Genomic DNA, 23,644 nt, shown 5'->3' on the forward strand with positions numbered 1-23,644 from the left:
ATTAACAGTGCCGATCACAAAAAATCTATATTTATTATGTGTGGAATTATCGCTTATGTTGGCCGACAGCAAGCTCTGCCTATTTTGCTTAATGGCTTAAAACGTTTAGAATATCGTGGATACGACAGCGCTGGTATTGCTGTTATGAATCCAGACCTGACCATCTTTAAGAAGAAAGGTAAGGTTATCAATCTTGAAGAACATGCCAATGCAAACTCTATAGACAGCACTATTGGTATGGGCCATACCCGTTGGGCTACTCACGGCGAACCTTGCGACCGCAACTCTCACCCTCACCTTTCAGACAATAAAAAACTGGCAATTATTCACAATGGTATAATTGAGAATTATGCTACGCTTAAGAAAGAATTACAAAGCAAAGGACATATTTTTGATAGTGATACTGATAGTGAAGTATTGATTCATTTCATTGAAGATATTCAGGAAAATCTTAGATGCTCATTGGAAGATGCTGTTCGTATTGCACTTACACGCGTAACAGGCGCTTATGCAATTGTCGTAATGTCGCAAGATGATCCGGATTTGCTTATTGCCGCAAGAAAAAGCTCTCCGCTAATTGTTGGGATTGGTAAAAATGAATTCTTCCTTGCTTCAGATGCTACTCCTATAATTGAATACACTAACCAGGTTGTTTACCTGAAGGATTTTGAAGTTGCTATTATTAAAAATGGTAAACTCACCTTAACCGACCTTGAAAACAATATCCACGACACTTATATCAAAGAGTTAGACATTGAACTTGCTGCTATTGAAAAAGGAAACTTTGAGCATTACATGCTTAAAGAAATCTTTGAACAACCAAGCACCATTTTTGATTGTATGCGTGGACGATTGCTGTTAGAAGATAAAAAAGTATACCTGGGAGGAATCCGCGAATATATTGATCAGTTATCTAATGCTAAACGTATTGTAATTATTGCCTGCGGAACATCATTGCATGCAGGAATGGTTGCGCGGTATTTATTTGAAGAAATCTGTCGCGTGCCGGTAGAAGTTGAATATGCTTCTGAATTTCGTTATGGAAACCCGGTTATCCGTGATGGTGATGTAGTGATTGCCATTTCACAATCAGGTGAAACAGCCGATACATTAGTAGCCATCGAAAAGGCTAAAGAAATGGGCGCTATCATTCTGGGTGTATGTAATGTGGTAGGTTCATCAATTCCACGAGCATCTCATGCCGGTGTATACACACACGCAGGGGCTGAAATCGGTGTTGCTAGTACCAAGGCATTTACAGCTCAGTTAACTGTTCTGTACCTTATCGCGTTGCAGGTTGCAAAAGAAAAAGGTACGATCGATAATGAGCGCTTCAAAAAGCTTATTACTGAATTAGATCTTATCCCTGAAAAAGTGCAGCAGATTCTTGAGAACTCTTACATTGCACAATCATTAGCCAGCTTATACATGGATGCTAAAAGCATGATTTATTTAGGCCGTGGCTATAATTTCCCTATTGCACTTGAGGGAGCGTTAAAGATCAAAGAAATTTCATACATCCATGCAGAAGGCTATCCTGCCGCCGAAATGAAACACGGCCCGATTGCTCTTATTGATGAAGAAATGCCGGTTGTGTTTATTGCCACCAAAGATCATACTTACGAAAAAATCGTTTCGAATATTCAGGAAGTTAAGGCACGAAAAGGCAAAGTAATTGCTGTAGTAAATGAAGGCGATGACGTTGTTAAACACTTAGCTGACCATGTAATGGAAATCCCAGAAACCGACCCGTTACTAACTCCATTACTTGCCGTAATTCCATTACAGTTATTTGCATACTATACCGGTGTTTTAAAAGGTTGCAATGTTGACCAGCCACGAAATTTAGCTAAATCGGTAACGGTAGAGTAATTATATGATTATACCGATTAGTTTAGATTACACCGATTACTTTAAGTGTAATCATCAAACAATCGGTATAATCATTTTTTCATAAAATCTGTGTAATCAATAATTCGTGTAATCACAATCAATATATGGCATTAATAAAAAAGGATTCGATGTTGCAACTCGGTCATAATTTCATTTCGGGTGACCAGATTCCGGAAGGAAAGGACGAGTATTATTTACGCTTTGAGCAATCGAACTCAAATAATTATCGCCAGCTGCGTCGAGATGAGATTCAGCTTTTACAAGCTAACCAAAACCTCTCAGATGACTGGAATAACCTGTTGGTTACAGATAAATTTAACCCAAGTTTTGTAAGAAACTGTAATTTTTACGGTCTGGTTCGCATTGGTGATCTCGAGGAATATTTCCTCGAATATCACGACATGCGCTATCCGGTCGGTTTATATAATTCAACAATCGTTTCCTGTGATTTAGGCAATAACGTTTCGCTGAATAATGTAAATTATGTTTCTCATTACATCATTGGTAATGAAAGCATATTATTCAATGTAAACGAATTGCAGGTTTCCAATTACTCCAAATTTGGCAACGGGATTTTAAAAAAGGGTGAAGATGAGAATGTAAGAATATGGCTTGAAATATGTAATGAAAATGGCGGTCGCAAGATTTTACCTTTTGACGGTATGCTTACAAGCGATGCCTTTCTATGGTCGAAATACCGTGACGATGACGAACTCATGCACAAATTCGTCGAAATAACGGAAAATCAATTTTCAGCTACAAGAGGTTTTTATGGAACAATTGGCGAACAATGTGTGATTAAAAACTGCCAGATCATTAAAGATGTAATAATAGGGAATGGAGCTTATATAAAAGGGGCAAACAAACTAAAAAATCTTACCATTAACAGTTCTTTTGAAAGCCGCACACAAATTGGCGAAGGAGTTGAACTAGTAAACGGTATTATTGGTTTTGGTTGTAAAATATTCTACGGAGTTAAAGCCGTTCGTTTTTCGTTAGGCAATAATTCCTCTTTAAAATACGGAGCACGCTTAATCAACTCAATCCTCGGGGAAAACTCAACCATTTCCTGTTGTGAGGTATTAAACTGTTTGATTTATCCGGGTCACGAGCAACACCATAACAATTCATTTTTAATAGCAGCAACGGTTTTAGGTCAAAGTAATATTGCCGCCGGAGCTACTATCGGTTCTAACCACAATTCAAGAGCTAATGATGGTGAAATTGTTACGGGACGCGGTTTTTGGCCCGGCTTGTGCGTAAGCCTTAAACACAACAGTAAGTTTGCTTCATTTACGCTTTTGGCCAAAGGCTCCTACCCTGCTGAATTGAATATTTCGCTACCGTTCTCATTGGTTTCTATCAATGAACGTGAAGATCTTTTGCAAATAATCCCAGCTTACTGGTGGATGTATAATATGTATGCCCTGGCTCGTAATTCATGGAAATACCATGCCCGAGATGCCAGAAAGATTAGATACCAGGAGTTTGAATTTGATTATTTAGCTCCAGACACCATTGAAGAGATTTTTGAGGCGTTAAGCTTATTAGAAAACTGGGTAGGTGCTGATCGTTCACGTAAAAAAGACTTGAATGGACAAGCAGGTGCTGGTTATGAAGAAATTGGTCGTGCTACTTTATTAAATTCATCAAAAAAACTAAATCAAATAGAGGTTTTAGGAGGAATTGTAGAAGCCAATAGTCGTAAAACCGTAATTCTGAAACCTAGTGAGGCCTATAATTCATATCGGGAAATGATTCATTATTTTGCGATAAAAACGGTAATTGAGTACTCAAGAACGCATAAGTTGGCCAACTTAAACCAAATAATTGCCCGATTAGGCGAAGGTCAACGTAGTAAATGGATTAATTTAGGTGGACAACTGGTATCAGAAAATGATGTAGCCGAACTAAAAAGTAAAATCAAGGATGGTTCTTTAGATAACTGGAATAAAATCCATGATCATTACAATTACTTGCATCGCTTCTACGAGCAACGAAAAGCAGAATATGCCTTTGCTGTATTAAAAGACCTTCATTTAACCAGAACAGCTGTTGACATTGAAAATAAATGGAACGAATGGCTCGACTGGGCAATTGAAATTGCAGAAAAAGTAAAAGACCGTACTTTCGATTCGCGTAATAAAGATTACATGAACGAATTCCGAAAGCTTCCATACGATAATGAGAAAGAGATGGAAATGGTTTTGGGAAATATTAACGATAATGAATTTATTAAAACCGTTCAAACAAGCTATTTGCATTTCCTTGAACATGTAGTTCAATACAAATTTCCGGTAAACGCTTTATAATAAACGATTAAATAATCAGACAGGCTGCGAAAATACGGGGTAAAAGCGTATTTTTGCAGCCTGTTATTTTTTTAGGGTTATTAATTTGTTTTTTTAAGTATTCAAAAAACAAAACAAATGCTTACTCTGAAAAGGTTTTTTTGGCATATTTATAGGCTATTTTGCCATTGTCAAAAAACAAGTAACAATATACTTTTTAAATCAATTTTTGAGTGAAGAACATTCGTAACTTCTGTATTATTGCCCATATTGATCACGGTAAAAGTACCCTGGCCGATCGTTTATTAGAATACACCAAAACCATCAGTGCACGCGAGGCGCAAGCTCAATTGCTTGACAATATGGATTTGGAAAGAGAACGTGGTATCACCATTAAAAGCCATGCGATTCAAATGGAGTATAAAGTTGGAGGAGAGAATTATATCTTCAATCTAATTGATACTCCCGGCCACGTAGATTTCTCCTATGAAGTTTCACGTTCGATTGCTGCCTGCGAAGGAGCCCTGCTTATTGTAGATGCTTCTCAAGGTATTCAGGCTCAAACTATTTCTAATCTTTACTTAGCTTTAGAGCACGACTTACATATTATTCCGATTCTGAATAAAATGGACCTTCCTGGTGCAATGCCTGAAGAGGTTAAGGATCAGATCGTTGATTTAATTGGTTGCGACCGTGATGAAATTATCCCAGCCTCAGGTAAAACAGGTTTAGGTGTCGATAAAATTATTGAAGCTATTGTTGAACGTATCCCTGCTCCTCTCGGCGATCCGAACGGACCGTTACAGGCCCTGATCTTCGACTCAGTATTTAACTCGTTCCGTGGTATCATCGCTTATTTTAAAGTTCTTAACGGCGAAATCCGCAAAAATGATAAAGTTAAGTTTGTAGCTACAGGTAAGGAATATATTGCCGACGAAGTTGGAACACTTAAATTAAACCAGGAACCAAAAGATGTAATCAAAACCGGTGATGTTGGTTATATTATTTCTGGTATTAAGGAAGCCCGCGAGGTAAAAGTGGGTGATACAATTACTAAAATTGACAATCCTGGTGAAGCGATAATTGGTTTTGAAGAGGTTAAGCCAATGGTATTTGCCGGTATTTATCCTGTTGATACCGAAGACTTTGAAGAACTTCGCGAAGCGATGCACAAGCTACAGCTGAATGATGCTTCTATTGTTTTCGAACCTGAATCATCAGCAGCGTTAGGTTTTGGTTTCCGTTGTGGTTTCTTAGGAATGCTTCACATGGAAATCATTCAGGAGCGTTTGGAACGTGAGTTCGGCATGACCGTTATTACTACCGTTCCCAACGTATCGTACAAAGCATATTTAACTAAAGATACAGAAGAAGTAATTGTAAATAATCCTTCAGACTTACCGGATCCAAGTAAGATTGATTTTGTTGAAGAGCCATATATCAAGGCTAACATTATTACAAAGGCTGATTTTGTTGGACCTGTTCTTTCACTTTGTATTCAAAAACGCGGTACAATTGTGAACCAGTCTTACCTTACATCAGACCGTGTAGAATTGGTATTTGAAATGCCAATGGGTGAAATTGTATTCGATTTTTATGATAAGCTGAAAACAATTTCTAAGGGTTATGCGTCTTTTGATTATCATCAGATCGGTTATCGCCAGTCTGACTTGGTAAGAATGGACATTCGTTTGAACGGTGATCCGGTAGATGCGCTTTCTTCATTAATTCACCGTAGCAATGCGTATAACTTTGGTAAAAAAATCTGTGAAAAACTAAAAGAGCTTTTACCACGTCAGCAGTTTGAAATCGCTATCCAAGCTTCAATTGGTGCAAAAGTTATCGCTCGTGAAACGGTAAAAGCCATGCGTAAAGACGTAACTGCAAAATGTTATGGTGGTGATATTTCTCGTAAGCGTAAGTTATTAGAAAAACAAAAAGAAGGTAAGAAACGTATGCGCCAGGTTGGTTCGGTAGAGATTCCTCAATCAGCATTTATGGCGGTACTTAAATTAGATTAATGAAATTACGAGTTGCGTGTTACGAGTTACAAATTAGGTGTACTTATTATGCGCAATTCATAATTATTATAAATGAATTTCGGGTTATTTTTTCAAATAATCAATAACCGGAAACTCAAAACCCGAAACCCGTAATACACAATCATGCAATTACTTGACGGAAAATTAGTATCAGAAAAACTTAAGAATGACATCGCTTTAGAAGCAGCCGAATTTACTAAACAAAGTGGTCGCCAGCCTCATTTGGTAGCTATTTTAGTCGGAAATGACGGTGCTAGCGAAACCTATGTTGCCAGCAAAATGAAAAACTGTGAAAAAGTAGGTTTTAAATCTTCTTTAGTTAGGTATGATACTTCAATTTCTGAAGCGGAGTTACTTCAAAAGATTGATGAATTAAATAAGGATGAAGGTGTTGATGGATTTATCGTTCAACTACCTTTACCTAAACACATTAATGCTGAAAAAGTAACAGAAGCAATTGATCACCGCAAAGATGTGGACGGCTTCCACCCTATCAATCTGGGCAGAATGCAGCGCAATCTTCCTTGTTTTATTCCTGCCACTCCTTATGGCATTTTATTAATGCTGCAGGAATATGGTATTGATACTACAGGAAAATATTGTGTAGTAGTTGGACGAAGCAATATTGTAGGATCGCCAATGAGTATTTTAATGGCCCGCAACAACAATCCGGGCAATTGTACTGTTACTATTGTACACAGCAAAACTCCAGATATTACCGAGTACACTAAAAAAGCTGACATTTTGATTGCTGCAATCGGTAAAGCTGATTTTGTAACCGCTGATATGGTTAAGGATGGAGCTATCGTTATTGATGTAGGTATTAATCGTGTTGAATCATCTGAAACCAAATCAGGCTTTAAGCTTAAAGGGGATGTGAAATTCGACGAAGTTGCGCCAAAAGCATCCTTCATTACTCCTGTACCAGGCGGCGTTGGTCTAATGACTATCGTTAGCTTATTGAAAAACACCCTGTCGGCAGCAAAGAAAGAAATCTATTAATTTTTTAGTTAGAAGATGTGAGACAATAGATATGAGAAATAAAGATCATATCTATTGTCTCACATCTCAAATCTAAAATCTAAAATCTCAAATCTAAAATAAAAATGCACCAAATACCCGAAGATGGAACGTCATTGCCTTTAATGGAAGAATTTTACACTATTCAAGGTGAAGGTTTTAATACAGGAAAAGCAGCATATTTTATACGTTTAGGAGGTTGTGACGTGGGTTGCCATTGGTGTGATGTTAAAGAATCATGGGATGCAGAATTACACCCGCTTACTCCTGCTGATACTATTGTTGATAATGCATCCAAGTTCCCTTCAAAAGCTGTAGTAGTTACAGGAGGAGAACCGCTGATTTATAATTTAGAATATCTTACCAGACAATTACAATCAAAAGGAATCAAAACATTCATTGAAACTTCAGGTGCCTACCCTCTTTCTGGTAACTGGGATTGGATTTGTTTGTCTCCTAAAAAGTTCAAAGCTCCTCGTCCGGATATTTTGCCATTAGCCCATGAGCTAAAAGTAATTGTATTCAATAAATCTGATTTTGAATGGGCTGAGCAACATGCCAAAAGTGTTTCAGCAGATTGTAAATTGTATTTACAGCCAGAGTGGAGTAAGGCAAAAGAAATGACCCCTTTAATTGTTGAGTATGTAATGAATAATCCAAAATGGGAAATCTCTTTACAAACTCATAAATACCTCAATATTCCTTAAACGGATACCTTTCCCACATTCATTTTCTTGTTAAGTTTTATGCATTTTTGTTGAAAATCAATTTAAATGCATTTACTTTTTTGTTGGTTAGCTCACTGATTTTTCTATCAAATTCTCAGCTTAAAATTCACTTTTTAAAATAATTAGATACTATACCTTTAAAGCAAGTGAATAATCCATTATTTCAATTTGTATACAATCATTAACATCTTTTTGCTAACTTAATTATTCAATGAGGTATATAACTATCAAATAACTTATTTGCTAGAAACTAATAACTAATAAACAATTTATACAATTTAAATTTTAAAGTTTTATCTTGTACAATTAACCACACAAAATGAAGCTTAAATTATTGGCCCGAATAGTTAGCTTAGTTTTTTTGATGAGCTTGGTTTTTTCAACACTAAATGCCCAGGTTAAATATTCCACTCAGTCAAAGCAAGCAATAAAATACTATGAAGAATCGGATACATATCTGAATGTAAAAAATTATAAAGGAGCAATTGATGTACTCAATAAGGCTGTAGAAGAAGACAAATCATTTATTGATGCTTATCAGCGGTTAGGTGATATTTACCGTATTATTAAATCTCCTGACAAGGCTAAGCTGAACTATACTCAAGTTATCACCATCGACCCTGATTTTTCAAAAACGAATTACTTTTATTTAGGTGAAATTGAGATCAAAAAAGGCAATTATTCAGAGGCCCAACAACGGCTGAATAAATTCATGATGTATTCTGATAAGTCGCAGTTATTAGTAGCCAGATCAAAGAAATATCTTGAAGACTGCAAATTTGCTATCGACGCAATGAAACGTCCTGTTCCTTTTAGTCCAAAAAATTTAGGAACCGGTATAAACACCAATGCGGATGAGTACTTGCCAAGCTTAACCGCTGATGGAAAAATGATGATATTTACTCGTAAAGAGAATAATAATGAAGATTTTTATACCAGTTCATTAGTTGAAGGCCAGTGGACGCCTGCCAGTAAACTAAGCGGCAATATTAATACACCTAATTTAAACGAAGGGGCTCAAAGCATTTCTTCCGATGGACAGTATCTGTTACTAACTATTTGCAATGCCCCGGGAGGGTACGGTCGATGTGATATTTATTATTCCAGATTGAATGGTTCTGAATGGGAAGCTCCTATTAATATTGGCGCACCTGTTAATAGCGGTGCTTGGGAATCTCAGCCTTGCCTGGCTCCCGACGGACGAACACTCTATTTTGCAAGCGATAGAAAAGGAGGATTGGGAAAAATAGACCTTTGGAAATCCTATCTTCAGGATGATGGTACATGGACAGAGCCTGAAAATTTAGGGCCAAACATTAATACTCCCTATGAGGAACAATCACCATTTATCCATCCTGATAATGAAACATTATATTTTAGTTCAGATGGGTGGTCTGGAATGGGAGGAAGTGACATTTACTACTCGAGAAAAGATACCGCAGGTAAATGGCAGAAAGCTGAAAATGCCGGTTATCCAATCAATACCTATTTAGAAGACTTTTGCATGGTGGTAACCGGTAATGGTAGCAAAGGTTATTTCTCAACTAATAATCCCAATGGAAAAGGTGGTCATGATCTATATTCATTCGATATTCCGCAACAATTAAAACCAAAAGCCTTAACATTTGTCAAGGGAACGGTTTATGACGAGAAAACAAATGAAAAATTAGATGCGGTAGTCGAAGTTCAAAACATAAAAACGGGAGAAACTGTTTATAAATCAGTCTCAAACTCTGAAACAGGACAGTTTTATGCAAGTTTACCACAAGGTAGTCAATATGCGTTGAATGTATCACGAGAAGGATATTTATTCTATTCTGATCATTTTTCCATAAAAAAGGATAATAATACAAGTGTGTTTTCTATTAATGCTCCTTTAAAAGAAATTGCAGTCGGAGAGAAAATCATTCTTAAAAATATTTTTTTTGAAACCAACTCTTACAAACTAAGTCCAGAATCAATGGTTGAGCTGCAAAAAGTAGTTCAGTTTATGAAACAAAACCCTGCCATATCCATAGAGATTTCGGGTCATACTGACAATGTTGGTGATGATCATTCAAATCAATTGTTATCCGAAAACAGGGCTAAAGTAGTATACGCCTATTTACTTCGATCTGTACCTAGTCCTATTCGTTTTAAATTTAAAGGATTGGGAGAGACACAACCTATCGATTCAAATGACACCGATAAAGGAAGAGCAAATAACCGTCGAACAGAATTAAAAATTATTAGCATTCAATAAAAAATGGACACTCAAAATTATGCCAACCATGCCCGAATCGTGAAGGGATTTCATGGTTTATTGTTTTTTCTCCTACTGGCCGGATTGATCGGTTCAATTGTAAACCTCGTAAATGCAGGCAAGCATGACGGTAGTTTATACAGTGCCTCACTGATTCTGTTCTTGTTTGTTTGTGCATCGCTGTTGGCTTATTATTCAAGAGTTTTTGCGTTAAGAGCACAAGACAGAGCTATCAGAGCCGAAGAAAATTTACGACACCTGGCACTAACAGGCAAACTGCTTGACTCGCGTCTGCGTTTAAGCCAGATTATCGCACTTCGATTTGCACCAAATGAAGAATTTGTTGAGCTGGCACACAAAGCTGCTGAAGAGAATTTACCAAGTAAAGAAATCAAAAGGCAAATTAAAAACTGGAAGGCCGACCACCACAGAGTATAAATTTCAAGAGATCGAAATGAATGAAGAGCGTTTGATCGTGTTGTTTGATGGAGTGTGTAATCTCTGTAATAACACTGTCCAATTTATTATCAGAAATGATTCAAAGGGTAAGTTTCGTTTTGCTGCATTACAATCTGAAACGGGTCAGCGATTGTTAGAAAAATATCAACTTGATACAAAGAATTTCAACTCATTTATTCTGATAGATAATAATAAACCCCGGTTAAAATCAACCGGGGCTTTATATCTTGTTAAAAATCTAAGTGGATTGTTCCCTTTGCTTTTTGCTTTTATCATTATTCCTCCCTTAATAAGAGATTGGATTTATGATAAGGTTGCTCAGAATCGGTATAAGTGGTTCGGAAAAAAAGATCAGTGCATGGTGCCAACTCCCGAACTAAAAGCACGTTTTCTAAATTAAATAACTGCTTGACGAACTCTGATCAGTTTCTCCAGCAAGCCTTCCAATAAATCTAATTGAAGCATATTGGCTCCATCAGATTTAGCATTTTTAGGATCTGGGTGAGTTTCGATAAATAATCCATCGGCACCAACCGCAATCGCAGCTTTAGCAATTGTTTCGATCAACTCAGGTTTACCTCCGGTAACTCCGCTTTCCTGGTTAGGCTGTTGCAATGAGTGCGTACAATCCATCACCACAGGAACATTAAATTGTTTCATCTCAACCAGGTTGCGATAATCAACAATTAAGTCCTGGTAACCAAAAGAATTTCCTCTGTCAGTTAAAATGATATTGGGGTTACCTGCATCCTGAACTTTACCAACCGCATGTTTCATTGATGCACCTGATAAAAACTGACCTTTTTTGATATTAACAACTTTTCCGGTTTTAGCTGCTGCTACCAATAATTCTGTTTGACGACATAAGAAAGCTGGAATTTGCAGTACATCTACATATTCTGCTGCTATTGCAGCTTCATGACTTTCGTGAATATCTGTAACAGTTGGAATACCAAACTCCTTACCTACTTTAGCCAATATTTTTAATGCCTTTTCATCTCCAATTCCTGTAAAAGAATCTAAACGTGAGCGGTTAGCTTTGCGATATGACCCTTTAAAAACGTAAGGAATATTAAGTTTATCGGTAATTTTAACGATACGTTCAGCTATACGAAGCGCTATTTCTTCACCCTCGATTGCACAAGGTCCTGCTAATAAAAAGAAATTTGTTGAATCGCTATTCTTAATGTTTGGAATAATCATTTATAATAATGAATGTTTAGAATGAATGCTTAGTTTAAAAATGTCTATGATCTATGAACTATGATCAATTACCCAGCTCTGATAAAAATTTAATTCTCATCAACTGAATTTCCTCTCTCGAATAATCACCTTCTCCAAGTTCGGCTAACGCCAGATCTATCGAATCTTCTTCTGCGGTTCTGAAATAATCAAATACTTCATCCTGCTTATCCTCATCTATTACATCATCAATATAATAGTTCAGGTTTAGCTTCGTACCCGAAGAAACAATACTTTCTATTTCCTGAATAAGCGCAGGCATGCCCAATCCTTTAGAAGAAGCTATATCATCTAACGGAATTTGCCTGTCAATGTTTTGAATAATGGAAACCTTCAGACTTGATTTATTAACGGTTGACTTAACAACCATATCTTGTGGGCGGTCGATATCGTTCTCCTCTACATATTTCTTGATCAATTCGATAAACGGAGCACCATAACGCATGGCCTTACCATTACCAACACCTGAAATCTGCTTGAGTTCATCCATATTAATGGGATACTGACTTGCCATTTCTTCAAGCGAAGGATCCTGGAAAATAACGAAAGGAGGAATATTTTTTTGTTTCGCAATTTTTTTACGCAAGTCTTTTAACATGCCCAGCAAAACATCATCAAGCGCACCACCTCCACCTTTTACCTCATCATCATCAGAAGCTTTGATCTTATCAAAATCTGTGTTAATGATGAATTTAATAGAATAAGGAGCATCAATAAATGATTTTCCGTATTTCGTTAATTTCAGAATACCATAACTGTCAATATCCTTTCCAAGGAAATTATGAATAACAGCCTGGCGCAAAACTGACTTCCATATTACCACTCCCCTGTCTTTTCCACTGCCAAATTCAGGCATTTCATCGTGGCTAAAGGTGTTCATTTCAGCATCTTCCAATCCTGCCAAAATGTTTATAATATGCTCTGCATCAAAGTTTTCACCTAGCGTATTAATTAACCTTAATACCGCAAGTAAATCAGCCTCGGCTTCAAAACGCTCTTTCGGGCTACGACAGTTATCACACATATTAGAACAACTGCTTTCATTGTAGCTCTCACCAAAATAATGAAGAATTTGCTTCCTCCGACATACAGAAGACTCTGCATAATCGATTACTTCTTTCAAAATTTGAGTTCCGATTTCCCGTTCCGAAACAGGCTTATCTTTCATGAATTTAGCCAGCTTGTCGATGTCTTTCTGGTCGTAAAAAGCAATACAATTACCTTCACCTCCATCACGACCGGCACGGCCAGTTTCCTGATAATAGCCCTCCATGCTTTTAGGCATGTCGTAGTGGATCACAAAACGCACATCCGGTTTATCGATACCCATACCAAATGCAATGGTAGCCACAATAACCTGAACGTCTTCCATCAAGAACTTATCTTGTGTTGTCGCTCTCGTATTAGCATCCAAACCAGCATGGTAAGGTAACGCTTTAATACCATTAACATTTAATGTTTCAGCAACCTCTTCAACCTTCTTGCGGCTTAAACAATAAATAATTCCAGCCTTACCATTTTGCGATTTGATATACTTGATAATCTCCTTTAATTCATTCTTTTTAGGGCGAATCTCATAAAATAAATTCGGTCGATTAAAGGACGATTTGAAAACCTGAGAATTTTGCATTTGCAGGTTCTTCTGAATATCCTGTTGAACCTTGGGTGTTGCGGTAGCCGTTAGCGCAATAATTGGGATATTTTCACCTAACTGACCAATAATCTGACGTATTTTTCTGTATTCAGGCCTGAAATCATGTCCCCATTCTGAAATACAGTGGGCTTCATCAACAGCAACGAAAGAAATATCGATATCTCTTAAGAAATCAATATTTTCTTGCTTCGAAAGAGACTCCGGAGCTACGTATAACAACTTAGTTTCGCCGGACAGAACATCCTGTTTAACTTTTGCTGTTTCAGTTTTGTTTAAAGATGAATTAAGAAAATGTGCGATACTGTCAGTACTACCGAAGGCACGTAACTGATCAACCTGATTTTTCATCAAGGCTATCAATGGCGAAATAACGATGGCCGTACCATCACTCATTAAAGCGGGTAATTGGTAACACATTGATTTTCCGCCACCTGTGGGCATAATTACAAATGTATCATTCCCCGAAAGTATGCTGGTTATGATTTCTTCTTGCTCTCCTTTAAATTTTTCAAACCCAAAAAAATTCTGCAAGTTATCAAACAGCGACTTTTTAACCTCCATTATTCGAGAAAAAGTTAAGTAATATTATGGTTTGGATTAGTTTGCTAAATTAAAAATAACATAATTTTGCACATAATAAAAACATCGATCATTTAAATCTTTGAACAAATTGCAAGTATTAGAATCAGCCAAAAGAACGCTCCAGATAGAAGCCGATGCTTTATTAGGATTGCAAACTTACATAAATAACGACTTTGAAACAATCGTTAATATCATTCTTAATTCCAAAGGCCGTGTTGTTATCACCGGAATCGGCAAAAGCGCCATCATAGCGCAGAAAATTGTGGCAACAATGAATTCAACAGGTACTCCTGCATTGTACATGCACGCAGCCGATGCTATACATGGAGATTTGGGAATGATACAAAAGGACGATGTAACCATTTGTATCTCAAAAAGTGGAAATACACCAGAAATAAAAGTACTGGTACCGCTCCTAAAAACATCCGGAAATGTATTAATTGGAATGGCTGGTGATATGAAATCTTACCTGGCAACTCATTCTGATTATGTTTTAAATACAACTGTTGAAACAGAAGCTTGTCCATTAAACCTGGCACCCACCACCAGTACAACAGCTCAATTAGCAATGGGTGACGCATTAGCGGTATGTTTACTTCAGCAACGTAATTTCACCAGCCAGGATTTTGCACGTTATCATCCGGGAGGAGCATTAGGTAAAAGATTATACCTGAAAGTAAAAGACCTTTCTTCTAATAATCAGAAACCGGAAGTGGCCAAAGACGACGATATTAAAAGGGTTATTGTAGAAATTTCTTCTAAACGATTGGGTTCTACTGCTGTTGTGGATAATGAGCACCTTGTTGGAGTAATCACAGACGGTGATTTACGCCGAATGATGGAAAAGAATGAAAACTTTTCTACCTTGCGCGCCGTTGACATCATGAACAGCCAACCTAAAACCGTTGAGGCTTCAGCTATGGCTGTTGATGCTTTGGCACTAATGAAACAATACAATATTTCACAATTAATAGTAGTAGATAAGAATAAATATGCTGGTATTATACACCTTCATGATCTAATCAAGGAAGGAATAATATAATACAGTCGATACTTAAAATGAAGAGCAACAATTACGTAGTTATTATGGCTGGCGGGGTCGGGAGTCGCTTCTGGCCGGTTAGTCGTACCAATTTTCCAAAACAGTTTATTGATATTTTAGGAACTGGTAAAACGCTGATTCAGCAAACGTATGACCGGTTTAAAGACATATGTCCGTCAGAAAATATTTTCTTTGTAACGAATGAAAATTACAGGGAAATTATCAAAGAGCAATTACCGGATGTTATTGATGACAATATCCTGGGGGAACCAGTAATGCGTAATACAGCACCTTGTATTGCTTATGCCTGTCATAAAATATCAAAAATAAACAGTGATGCATGTATTGTTGTTGCCCCTTCTGATCATTTAATTTTACAAGAAGAGGTATTTAAAAACAATATAAGGGAGTCACTTGAACTTGCTGCTAAAGAAGACGTTTTGATCACATTAGGGATAGTTCCAAGCAGACCTGACACCGGATATGGTTATATTCAATACAATAATGTTGTAGTTGAAAATAGTTTTTATAAGGTAAAGACTTTCACTGAAAAACCTGATCTTGAGTTAGCTAAAACATTTATTGCCAGCGGAGATTTTCTTTGGAATGCAGGCATATTCGTATGGAATATGAATACAATTTTAGCTGCATTTAATAAGTATTTACCTGAAATGAATGAAGTTTTCTCCGAAGGAAAAGTTTACTATAATTCTGCCAGAGAAATTGATTTTATTAAAACAGCCTACACTCGTTGCAAAAATATTTCTATTGACTATGGAGTAATGGAAAAAGCAGAGAATGTATATGTTCGTCCAAGTGATTTCGGTTGGAGTGATTTAGGTACCTGGGCATCAGTATATGATGTAAAAAAAGACAAAGACTATGTTGGTAACGTAGTTATCGATTCTAACAAAGTAATGATGTACGATTCTGCAAATTGTATTGTAAGAACACCATCTGAAAAACTAGTTATTTTACAAGGTCTTGACGGGTACATTGTAGTGGAAGAAGACGATGTATTAATGATCTGTAAAAAATCCGAGGAGCAGGAAGTAAAGCAAATCGTAGCGGATGTAAAGCAGAAATTCGGCGAAAAGTATATTTAAAAAATTACGGATTGCGGGTTACGTATTTCGGATTAACTATTTAATTCACAACACGTAACTCGAAACCCGTAATAAATTTATTTTCTTTGTCGTATCGCTTCGTATAAAATTATCCCTGCAGATACAGAAACGTTAAACGAAGCAATATCCCCAAACATTGGAATTTTGGCTTTTGCATCACAGTACTTCATATACTCCGGTGATATTCCATCTTCCTCAGATCCCATTATTATTGCCGTTGGGCCCGTATAATCCACGTCTGCCAATACATTATCAGTTTTCTCTGTACAAGCTACCAACTGAATTCCAGAATCTTTAAGGAACTCCAACGTATCCTTTAATTTCATTTCACGACAAATCGGAACTCTGAAAATTGCACCGGCTGATGTTTTTACTGCATCCGGATTAACTTGCGCCGAACCTCTCGCAGGAACAATAACGGCATCTACACCCATACATTCCGCAGTTCTTACAATGGCTCCAAAATTTCTAACATCAGTTACCCTGTCTAATACCAATAACAAAGGTGTTTTTCCTGCAGCATAGATATCTGGAACAATATGTTCTGTTTTATGATAAACAATTGGAGATATGTATGCAACAACCCCTTGATGGTTCTTTGTTGTTAAGCGGTTAAGCTTTTCAACAGGCACCGACTGGAACGGAATATTGTATTCTGCTATTACTAATCGTAATTCTGCAAAAAGATTTCCAGTCAATCCTTTTTGAATATACAGGCTCTCAATTTCTTTGCCAGCTGTAATTGCCTCAATTACAGCACGAATGCCAAACACAAGTTCGTTGCTTTCTTTTTTAGCAGTGCCAAAATCTCTCATAGGACAGCAAAACTACGAATCAATTCTTTTAATATCTGAATATCTGCCATTTAAATTTTAAACATTTTTTAAGGCTAAAATGCTTTGCATTTTCACGTTTTCCACAAAAAAATAATTATCCACAGCCATCAATCTCCATCAAAAAAATTGAAAACTAGATCATTATCTAACCTTTTATTGTCAATTATTCCACTTATTAACAAACAATGTTAATAACTCTGATTTCATACATTGCTCGTTATCAGGTAGATTTAATAAAAGCAAAATGTCTGTTCAAAAGTCAAAAGACACCTTAAAGATTAAGTAAATATATTTGCGAGCTCAATAACTAAAAATATCTACTTCATCAATATGAGTACTGATAATTTCGATTCCAATTCACGTTCTAAAACTGACAGACGCTCCACAGGAAGAAAAAGCCCTGCACAGCTTATTGGCGGTAAATTACCTCCTCAGGCTGTTGAATTGGAAGAAGCAGTTTTAGGATCAATTATGATCGAAAAAAATGCACTAACATCAGTTATTGAATTCCTTCGTCCTGAGATTTTTTACAAAGACGCTCACCAAAAGATATTTAAAGCCATTATGGACTTGTACAGCGAGTCCTCTCCTGTAGATATTTTAACTGTTACTAATCAATTACGTAAAAGTGGTGATTTAGAAATGGTTGGTGGAGCTTTTTACATTACGGAACTAACTAATCGAGTGGCTTCGGCTGCAAACATAGAGTTTCATGCTCGTATCGTTGCTCAGAAATATTTGCAACGTCAGTTGATTGAAATTTCAACTGAAACGGTAAATATGGCTTATGAGGACACTACTGATATTTTTGAGTTATTAGATAAAGCAGAAGGTGATCTTTTCAAAATTACGGAAGGTAACTTAAGAAGAAATGCCGAAAACATGGCAGATCTTGTTAAAAAAGCTGTTATTGAAATTGAGAAACTCAAAGATAAAACGGATGGTTTAACCGGGGTACCTTCTGGTTTTACCGCCTTAGACCGTGTTACATCCGGTTGGCAAAAATCTGACTTAGTAATTATTGCAGCTCGTCCAGCAATGGGTAAAACGGCATTCATCCTGAGTGCTGTTAGAAACGCCGCAGTAGGCTTTAACTTCCCTGTGGCTGTATTTTCCCTGGAGATGTCATCGGTACAGTTAGTAAACCGTTTGATTGCAGGAGAAGCGGAATTAGAGGCCGAAAAACTTAAGAAAGGAAATTTGGCTCAGCATGAATGGCAACAACTTCATTCTAAAGTTGGTAAACTTGCTGAAGCTCCTATCTATATTGACGATACACCTGGCTTAAACGTATTTGAATTACGTGCTAAAGTTCGTCGTATGAAACAACAGTACGGTATCCAAATGATCGTAATCGATTATCTTCAGCTGATGCATGGTTCAGGTGATGCAAAAGGTAACCGTGAGCAAGAGATCAGTGGTATTTCCAGGGCATTAAAAGGTATTGCCAAAGAACTGAATGTTCCGGTAATTGCACTTTCTCAGTTAAGCCGTGCAGTAGAAACACGTGGTGGTGATAAAAAACCTATGCTTTCTGACTTGCGTGAATCTGGATCTATTGAACAGGATGCCGACATGGTATTGTTCTTATATCGTCCGGAATATTATGGATTTACTCAGGATGAAAGCGGTCGTTCAACTGCGGGGGTAGCAGAAGTTATTATTGCTAAACACCGTAACGGTTCATTAGAGAACGTTCCATTGAAATTCGTTGGTAAATACATCAAATACCAGGATCTTGACCCAGATAACTTTGATTTTGGCGGCTTTGATTCAGCTAATCTAAATGCCGCTTCAGGCTTAACACCTTCTGCCGGTTTTGATGATGAACGTCCTCAGAACTTTATTATCCGTCCGTCTAAAATGAATGAGTTCGATGATGGTAATGATGATTTTGCACCATTTTAGGTTGTCTATTAGCATTAACTCTCTGTAAAAAAAACTAAAGAATAAAAGCAAATAGCCATTAGGATTAATCAGTCGTAAAGGCTAACAAACTAAAAGCCAATACCTAAAATGGTAGTTAGGTATCAGTTATTAAATTTTGCCACTCGACAAGTAGCTAAAAGCTAACTGCTATAAGCTAATAGCTATATTAAAAAGCTTAATATAAGCCCGCTGAACATAATAATGGCTGCGGGTATTTTTGTGAACCTTAACAAACAAAATGTGACTACAATTATACCTATTGAGAAATAATTTATTCCGATAGGTTTTAAAAGAAGGAAAAAAGCTGCAACTACAAAACCAACAGAAACAGCGTTTACTCCAACTAGTGAATTCTTGATACGTGTGATCTTCTTAAGATCATTCCAGAATGGAACAATGAACAATATCAAGATCAATCCGGGTAAATTTATACCTAACACTGCTGCTAAACTTCCCAAAAGTTGCCCCCCTATTCCTCCATTTTTCATGGCCATTCCTCCTAAAAAAGAACTAAAGGAAAAAACAGGTCCAGGAATCACCTGTTGTAAAGCATAACCAGAAAGAAATTCCTGAGTTGTGAGGTATTTTTTAAGCTCAACGAACTCCGTGTACATGTACGGGATCAACACTTGTCCGCCACCGAATATCAATGCCCCATTACGATAGAAGTTCTCAAACAAACGGACAGGTAAACTAAAGAATGAAGTTCTATTGATTAAAGCACCTAACAATGCAAAAAAGATAAGGATACCAAAGAAGTAAGCCACTTTCTTTTTATTTACATTGATTACCAATTTTTCACCCAAATCCCGTTCTTCTAAATTCTTATTAGTTTTAGAAGTAATGTATCCACCAAAAAAAATCAAACCCGGAAACATAAATGGAAATACATGCGGATTTTTAAGCAAAAGCGAACAAGTAAGAGAAACAACGGCCAGCAAAATGGTTAACTTGTTATTCAGTACTTTTCTGGCAAAAATATACCCCGCATAGGCTACAAAACCCAGCGCCATAGGTTCTATGATTTTAAGCAATTTAGGGACCTCAATTTTTGAGGAATAAGTAGCAAAAAGAATTGCAGCCAAAGCCATCAGAATTGCTGATGGCAACAGCCAAATAAGAAAAGTTAAAATGGCAAACCACAACCCTCCTATTTTATATCCGATAGCCGTAATTGTCTGTGTTGATGCAGGTCCGGGCAATACCTGACAAAGAGCATTTAACTCCAATAATTCTTCTTCAGTAAGATAATTTCGTTTTTGCACAAATTCTCGCAACATTAAAGCCATGTGTACCTGCGGCCCACCAAAGGCAGTTAATGTATATTTAAGTACATCACGAAGAAAAAGATTTTTTTTTGGGGTCAAAATCGTATTGTTAAATGATGTCAATATTTAATCAACGTATTACCGTTAGTATAAATGTATCAGAAAGAATCAATTATAGAAATGATTAAAGGATTAATCATCCTCATAATCTAAACCCAACACCGAATTCAATGCCTGCTGCAATTCTGCTGCAGCATGCATTTTACCAGCCTTTCTGGCAATCATTAACCCTTTTTTATAGGTAGCTTCTGCATCATCCTTTTTGCTTAGTTTTTCATAAAGTTTACCCAAATGATAATAGGTACCTACATAATTTTCATCGGTAGTTACTAATTCTGTAAAATAATTTAATGCCTCATCCAGTTGATCAAGCTTAATATATTCGGTTGCTATTGCGTATTTTAGGAATGAATCATCAGGCTCATTCAATAAATATTGTTTCAATTGCTCTAAACGAGTGTTTTGCATTTTGAGAATCTAAGGTTTTAGGTATTTTTACGAAATCAATGTCTACAAAATTAGTAAAATTGAATTTGCTTTATATATTTGTATGCATGCATAATGAATTTTAGAAACCAATCAAATAATAATTATGAAAGTACTAGTTTGTATAAGTAACGTTCCCGACACCACAACAAAAATAGCCTTTACGGATAACAATACACAATTCAATACTGCTGGTGTGCAATATATCATTAATCCATATGATGAAATTGCCCTTGCACGTGCAATTGAGCTTTGTGAAGGTGGAAAAGGAACGATAACCGTTATAAATGTTGGGGATGCTTCAACTGAACCAACTATACGCAAAGCATTGGCTATTGGGGCAGATGATGCAATCCGTGTAAATGCAGCTCCTCGTGATGCCTACTTTGTGGCTAAGCAAATTGCCAATGTTGCTAAAGACGGTGGCTATGACTTTATTTTAACCGGACGCGAGTCAATTGACTATAACGGTTCTCAGGTGGCTGCCATGGTTGGTGAATTTTTATCAATTCCATCCATCTCTATCATTAAAAAATTAGCCGTAGAGGGTGACAAAGCTACTTTGGAGCGTGAAATTGAAGGAGGAAAAGAAGTTATCGAGTCACCTCTTCCATTTATTGCAAGCTGTGCAGAAGGTGTTGCTGAACCTAAAATCCCGAATATGCGTGGAATTATGTCGGCACGTACCAAACCATTAGCTGTAATTGAAGCAGTTGAAATCGCTAAAGTTGCTGAAGTAAAATCTTATGATACCCCTGCTCCTCGTGGTCAGGTTAAGATGATTGCAGCAGACGATGCAGCTAAATTAGTGGATGCATTACATTCAGAAGCTAAAGTGATCTAAATTAAGATATGAGATGTTAGATTGAAGATTTGAGACTTACCTATCAACACAATTCTAACATCTGGTTAATAAATTAAACTGTTTAAAACATTGGATTTGATTAGATAACTAAATAAATTGTTATTACTTACTTCAAATCCTAACCAAAATTATATTTAACAAGACTATGTCAGTATTAGTATATGTTGAAAATGCCGATGGCAAATTCAAAAAATCAACGTTTGAAGTAGTTTCTTATGCAAAAGAGGTTGCAAATCAATTAGGAACAAGCTTAACAGCTCTTTCTATTGGCAATGTAGATGATGCATCTTTAGCTGAATTAGGCAAATATGGTGCTCAAAAAGTACTTTTCGTAAATAATGATAAATTAAAAAGTTTTGTTAACCAAGCTTATGCATCCATTGTAGCTCAGGCTGCAAAAGCAGAAGGTTCTAAAATAGTAGTGCTTGCAGCAAGCTTTTCGGGAAAAGGTCTTGCCCCTCGCATTGCGGTAAAATTAGAAGCTGGTTTAGTTGATGGTGCGGTTGAATTACCTGAATTGGGTGGTGGCAAATTTATTGTTAAGAAAACTGCTTTTTCTGGTAAGGCATTTGCTCATGTTGAATTAACTTCTGATGTTAAGATCATTTCATTGGTTCCTAACTCATTTAAAGTTGTTGAGCGTGCTGAGTCTCCAGCAATTGAAGCTTTCTCGGCATCTACTGCTGAAAATGATTTTAGCATCATGATCAAAGACATCGTTCGCGCATCAGATAAGATCTCCTTACCTGATGCTGAATTAGTTGTTTCCGCTGGTCGTGGATTAAAAGGTCCGGAGAACTGGGGAATGATTGAAGAATTGGCTAACTTATTAGGAGCTGCAACAGCATGTTCAAAACCTGTATCAGATGCAGGCTGGAGACCTCACTCTGAGCACGTTGGACAAACTGGTATTGCTATCAGCCCTAATCTTTATATTGCAATTGGTATTTCAGGTGCAATTCAGCATCTGGCAGGTGTGAGTTCTTCAAAAGTGATCGTTGTAATTAACAAAGATCCTGAAGCTCCATTCTTCAAAGTAGCTGATTATGGCATAGTTGGCGATGCTTTTGAAGTTGTTCCTAAAATTATTGAGGCTGTTAAAAAGCTGAAAGACGCTGCGTAAATCAAGATTTTTTACTGATTTCGGATTCTAAATCCTATATTAGCGTGTCGTTCGGTTTTTAACACCGAACGACATTTTTTAATTAATGAAGAAGATTAAGCTTGATATTGTAGGATTATCATACAGCCAAACCCAGTCGGGGGCGTATGCATTAGTTATGGGTGAAGTTAATGGTCGTCGTCGTTTACCTATTATCATTGGCGGATTTGAAGCTCAGGCGATTGCCATTGAGATTGAAAAAATGACTCCTACCCGCCCGCTTACACACGATCTCTTCAAATCATTTGCCTTAGCCTTTAATATTCAGATTCAGGAAGTTATTATTTATAATCTTGTTGACGGAATATTTTACGCAAAACTTATCTGCTTTGATGGAAAAAAATCGTTGGAAGTTGATGCTCGCACTTCAGATGCAATAGCATTAGCAGTTCGCTTTAACTGCCCGATTTACACCTATGAATTTATCTTATCCCAAGCTGGCATATTGATCGAAGGCAACGAATTCGTTTTCCTTGAGAATGTTGAAGGTAAAGAAGATTCTCCTAATGTTTCATCTCCGGGAGTAAGTAGTTATGCTTCTTTATCAGATGATGAATTACGTGTTCAATTAAAAGCAGCCCTTGAGGAAGAAGCCTATGAAAAAGCAGCCAAAATACGGGATGAATTAAGCCGAAGAAAAGCTTCATAACCAGCAGTATATTTCCTCTAAAATTTTATTTTTGCACCCGTTAAATTAATCTTAAGAGAACAATCAA

19 protein-coding genes are annotated in these 23,644 nt (G+C 36.8%); 14 read left to right on the forward strand and 5 right to left on the reverse strand.

Translation table 11 applies throughout. The annotated features are described in order from the left end of the window. The first annotated feature begins 36 nt into the window (after positions 1–36). The 8 genes from glmS (at position 37) to SOLCA_RS09305 (ending at position 11,075) form a co-directional block, all read left to right on the forward strand. Positions 37–1,872 carry a glutamine--fructose-6-phosphate transaminase (isomerizing) gene (gene glmS / locus SOLCA_RS09270; protein ID WP_014680187.1) on the forward strand — a complete coding sequence of 612 codons (1,836 nt, stop codon included), beginning with the start codon at positions 37–39 and terminating at the stop codon, positions 1,870–1,872. A 125-nt stretch (positions 1,873–1,997) separates the two neighbouring features. Continuing rightward, entirely contained in the window at positions 1,998–4,205 is a 2,208-nt protein-coding gene (locus tag SOLCA_RS09275; protein ID WP_014680188.1) for a DUF4954 family protein, read from the forward strand. Between the two features lie 212 nt (positions 4,206–4,417). After that, positions 4,418–6,205 (forward strand): translation elongation factor 4, encoded by a 1,788-nt coding sequence (lepA, locus tag SOLCA_RS09280; RefSeq protein WP_014680189.1) that lies wholly within the window; start codon positions 4,418–4,420, stop codon positions 6,203–6,205. 144 nt (positions 6,206–6,349) lie between these two features. Further along, positions 6,350–7,228 carry a bifunctional 5,10-methylenetetrahydrofolate dehydrogenase/5,10-methenyltetrahydrofolate cyclohydrolase gene (locus tag SOLCA_RS09285; protein WP_014680190.1) on the forward strand — a complete coding sequence of 293 codons (879 nt, stop codon included), beginning with the start codon at positions 6,350–6,352 and terminating at the stop codon, positions 7,226–7,228. Between the two features lie 104 nt (positions 7,229–7,332). Beyond that, positions 7,333–7,953 carry a 7-carboxy-7-deazaguanine synthase QueE gene (locus SOLCA_RS09290; protein WP_014680191.1) on the forward strand — a complete coding sequence of 207 codons (621 nt, stop codon included), beginning with the start codon at positions 7,333–7,335 and terminating at the stop codon, positions 7,951–7,953. 340 nt (positions 7,954–8,293) lie between these two features. Then, positions 8,294–10,216 carry an OmpA family protein gene (locus SOLCA_RS09295; RefSeq protein ID WP_014680192.1) on the forward strand — a complete coding sequence of 641 codons (1,923 nt, stop codon included), beginning with the start codon at positions 8,294–8,296 and terminating at the stop codon, positions 10,214–10,216. 3 nt (positions 10,217–10,219) lie between these two features. Then, complete coding sequence (locus SOLCA_RS09300) at positions 10,220–10,654, forward strand: DUF6526 family protein (protein WP_014680193.1); 435 nt, start codon at positions 10,220–10,222, stop codon at positions 10,652–10,654. A gap of 16 nt (positions 10,655–10,670) precedes the next feature. After that, the gene (locus SOLCA_RS09305) at positions 10,671–11,075 is read left to right on the forward strand and encodes a thiol-disulfide oxidoreductase DCC family protein (RefSeq protein ID WP_014680194.1); all 405 of its coding nucleotides are present in this window, start codon (positions 10,671–10,673) and stop codon (positions 11,073–11,075) included. On the opposite strand, the gene kdsA is transcribed toward SOLCA_RS09305, so the two are convergent. Both kdsA and recQ read right to left on the reverse strand, forming a co-directional pair. Next, a complete protein-coding gene (kdsA, locus tag SOLCA_RS09310) occupies positions 11,072–11,878 on the reverse strand; it encodes a 3-deoxy-8-phosphooctulonate synthase (RefSeq protein WP_014680195.1) in 807 nt (268 codons plus the stop codon). The genes SOLCA_RS09305 and kdsA overlap by 4 nt on opposite strands. Before the next feature lie 64 nt (positions 11,879–11,942). Next, positions 11,943–14,132, reverse strand: a complete 2,190-nt coding sequence (gene recQ / locus SOLCA_RS09315) for a DNA helicase RecQ (RefSeq protein WP_014680196.1) — start codon at positions 14,130–14,132, stop codon at positions 11,943–11,945. Between the two features lie 100 nt (positions 14,133–14,232). Between recQ and SOLCA_RS09320 the strand changes: the two genes are divergently transcribed. Together SOLCA_RS09320 and SOLCA_RS09325 are read left to right on the forward strand one after the other, a co-directional pair. Then, on the forward strand, positions 14,233–15,195 hold the full coding sequence (locus SOLCA_RS09320) for a KpsF/GutQ family sugar-phosphate isomerase (protein ID WP_014680197.1): 963 nt from the start codon (positions 14,233–14,235) through the stop codon (positions 15,193–15,195). Positions 15,196–15,212: 17 nt separating this feature from the next. Beyond that, the gene (locus SOLCA_RS09325) at positions 15,213–16,301 is read left to right on the forward strand and encodes a mannose-1-phosphate guanylyltransferase (RefSeq protein ID WP_014680198.1); all 1,089 of its coding nucleotides are present in this window, start codon (positions 15,213–15,215) and stop codon (positions 16,299–16,301) included. A gap of 77 nt (positions 16,302–16,378) precedes the next feature. On the opposite strand, the gene rlmB is transcribed toward SOLCA_RS09325, so the two are convergent. Next, positions 16,379–17,137 (reverse strand): 23S rRNA (guanosine(2251)-2'-O)-methyltransferase RlmB, encoded by a 759-nt coding sequence (gene rlmB, locus SOLCA_RS09330; RefSeq protein WP_014680199.1) that lies wholly within the window; start codon positions 17,135–17,137, stop codon positions 16,379–16,381. Positions 17,138–17,488: 351 nt separating this feature from the next. On the opposite strand from rlmB, the gene dnaB reads away from it, so the two are divergent. Beyond that, positions 17,489–19,066 (forward strand): replicative DNA helicase, encoded by a 1,578-nt coding sequence (dnaB, locus tag SOLCA_RS09335; protein WP_014680200.1) that lies wholly within the window; start codon positions 17,489–17,491, stop codon positions 19,064–19,066. A 182-nt stretch (positions 19,067–19,248) separates the two neighbouring features. Here the strand turns inward: dnaB and chrA are convergent, their stop codons facing one another. After that, positions 19,249–20,454, reverse strand: a complete 1,206-nt coding sequence (gene chrA, locus SOLCA_RS09340) for a chromate efflux transporter (protein ID WP_157604544.1) — start codon at positions 20,452–20,454, stop codon at positions 19,249–19,251. 93 nt (positions 20,455–20,547) lie between these two features. After that, entirely contained in the window at positions 20,548–20,883 is a 336-nt protein-coding gene (locus SOLCA_RS09345; protein WP_014680202.1) for a tetratricopeptide repeat protein, read from the reverse strand. 124 nt (positions 20,884–21,007) lie between these two features. On the opposite strand from SOLCA_RS09345, the gene SOLCA_RS09350 reads away from it, so the two are divergent. From SOLCA_RS09350 to SOLCA_RS09360, 3 genes are all read left to right on the forward strand, one after another. After that, entirely contained in the window at positions 21,008–21,745 is a 738-nt protein-coding gene (locus tag SOLCA_RS09350; RefSeq protein WP_014680203.1) for an electron transfer flavoprotein subunit beta/FixA family protein, read from the forward strand. A 166-nt stretch (positions 21,746–21,911) separates the two neighbouring features. Beyond that, positions 21,912–22,889, forward strand: a complete 978-nt coding sequence (locus tag SOLCA_RS09355; protein WP_014680204.1) for an electron transfer flavoprotein subunit alpha/FixB family protein — start codon at positions 21,912–21,914, stop codon at positions 22,887–22,889. An 85-nt stretch (positions 22,890–22,974) separates the two neighbouring features. Beyond that, positions 22,975–23,577: a bifunctional nuclease family protein gene (locus SOLCA_RS09360; RefSeq protein ID WP_014680205.1), complete on the forward strand. Its 603-nt coding sequence runs from the start codon at positions 22,975–22,977 to the stop codon at positions 23,575–23,577. Positions 23,578–23,644: the final 67 nt, after the last annotated feature.

This window comes from Solitalea canadensis DSM 3403, from assembly GCF_000242635.2.
GTDB classification, from domain to species: domain Bacteria; phylum Bacteroidota; class Bacteroidia; order Sphingobacteriales; family Sphingobacteriaceae; genus Solitalea; species Solitalea canadensis.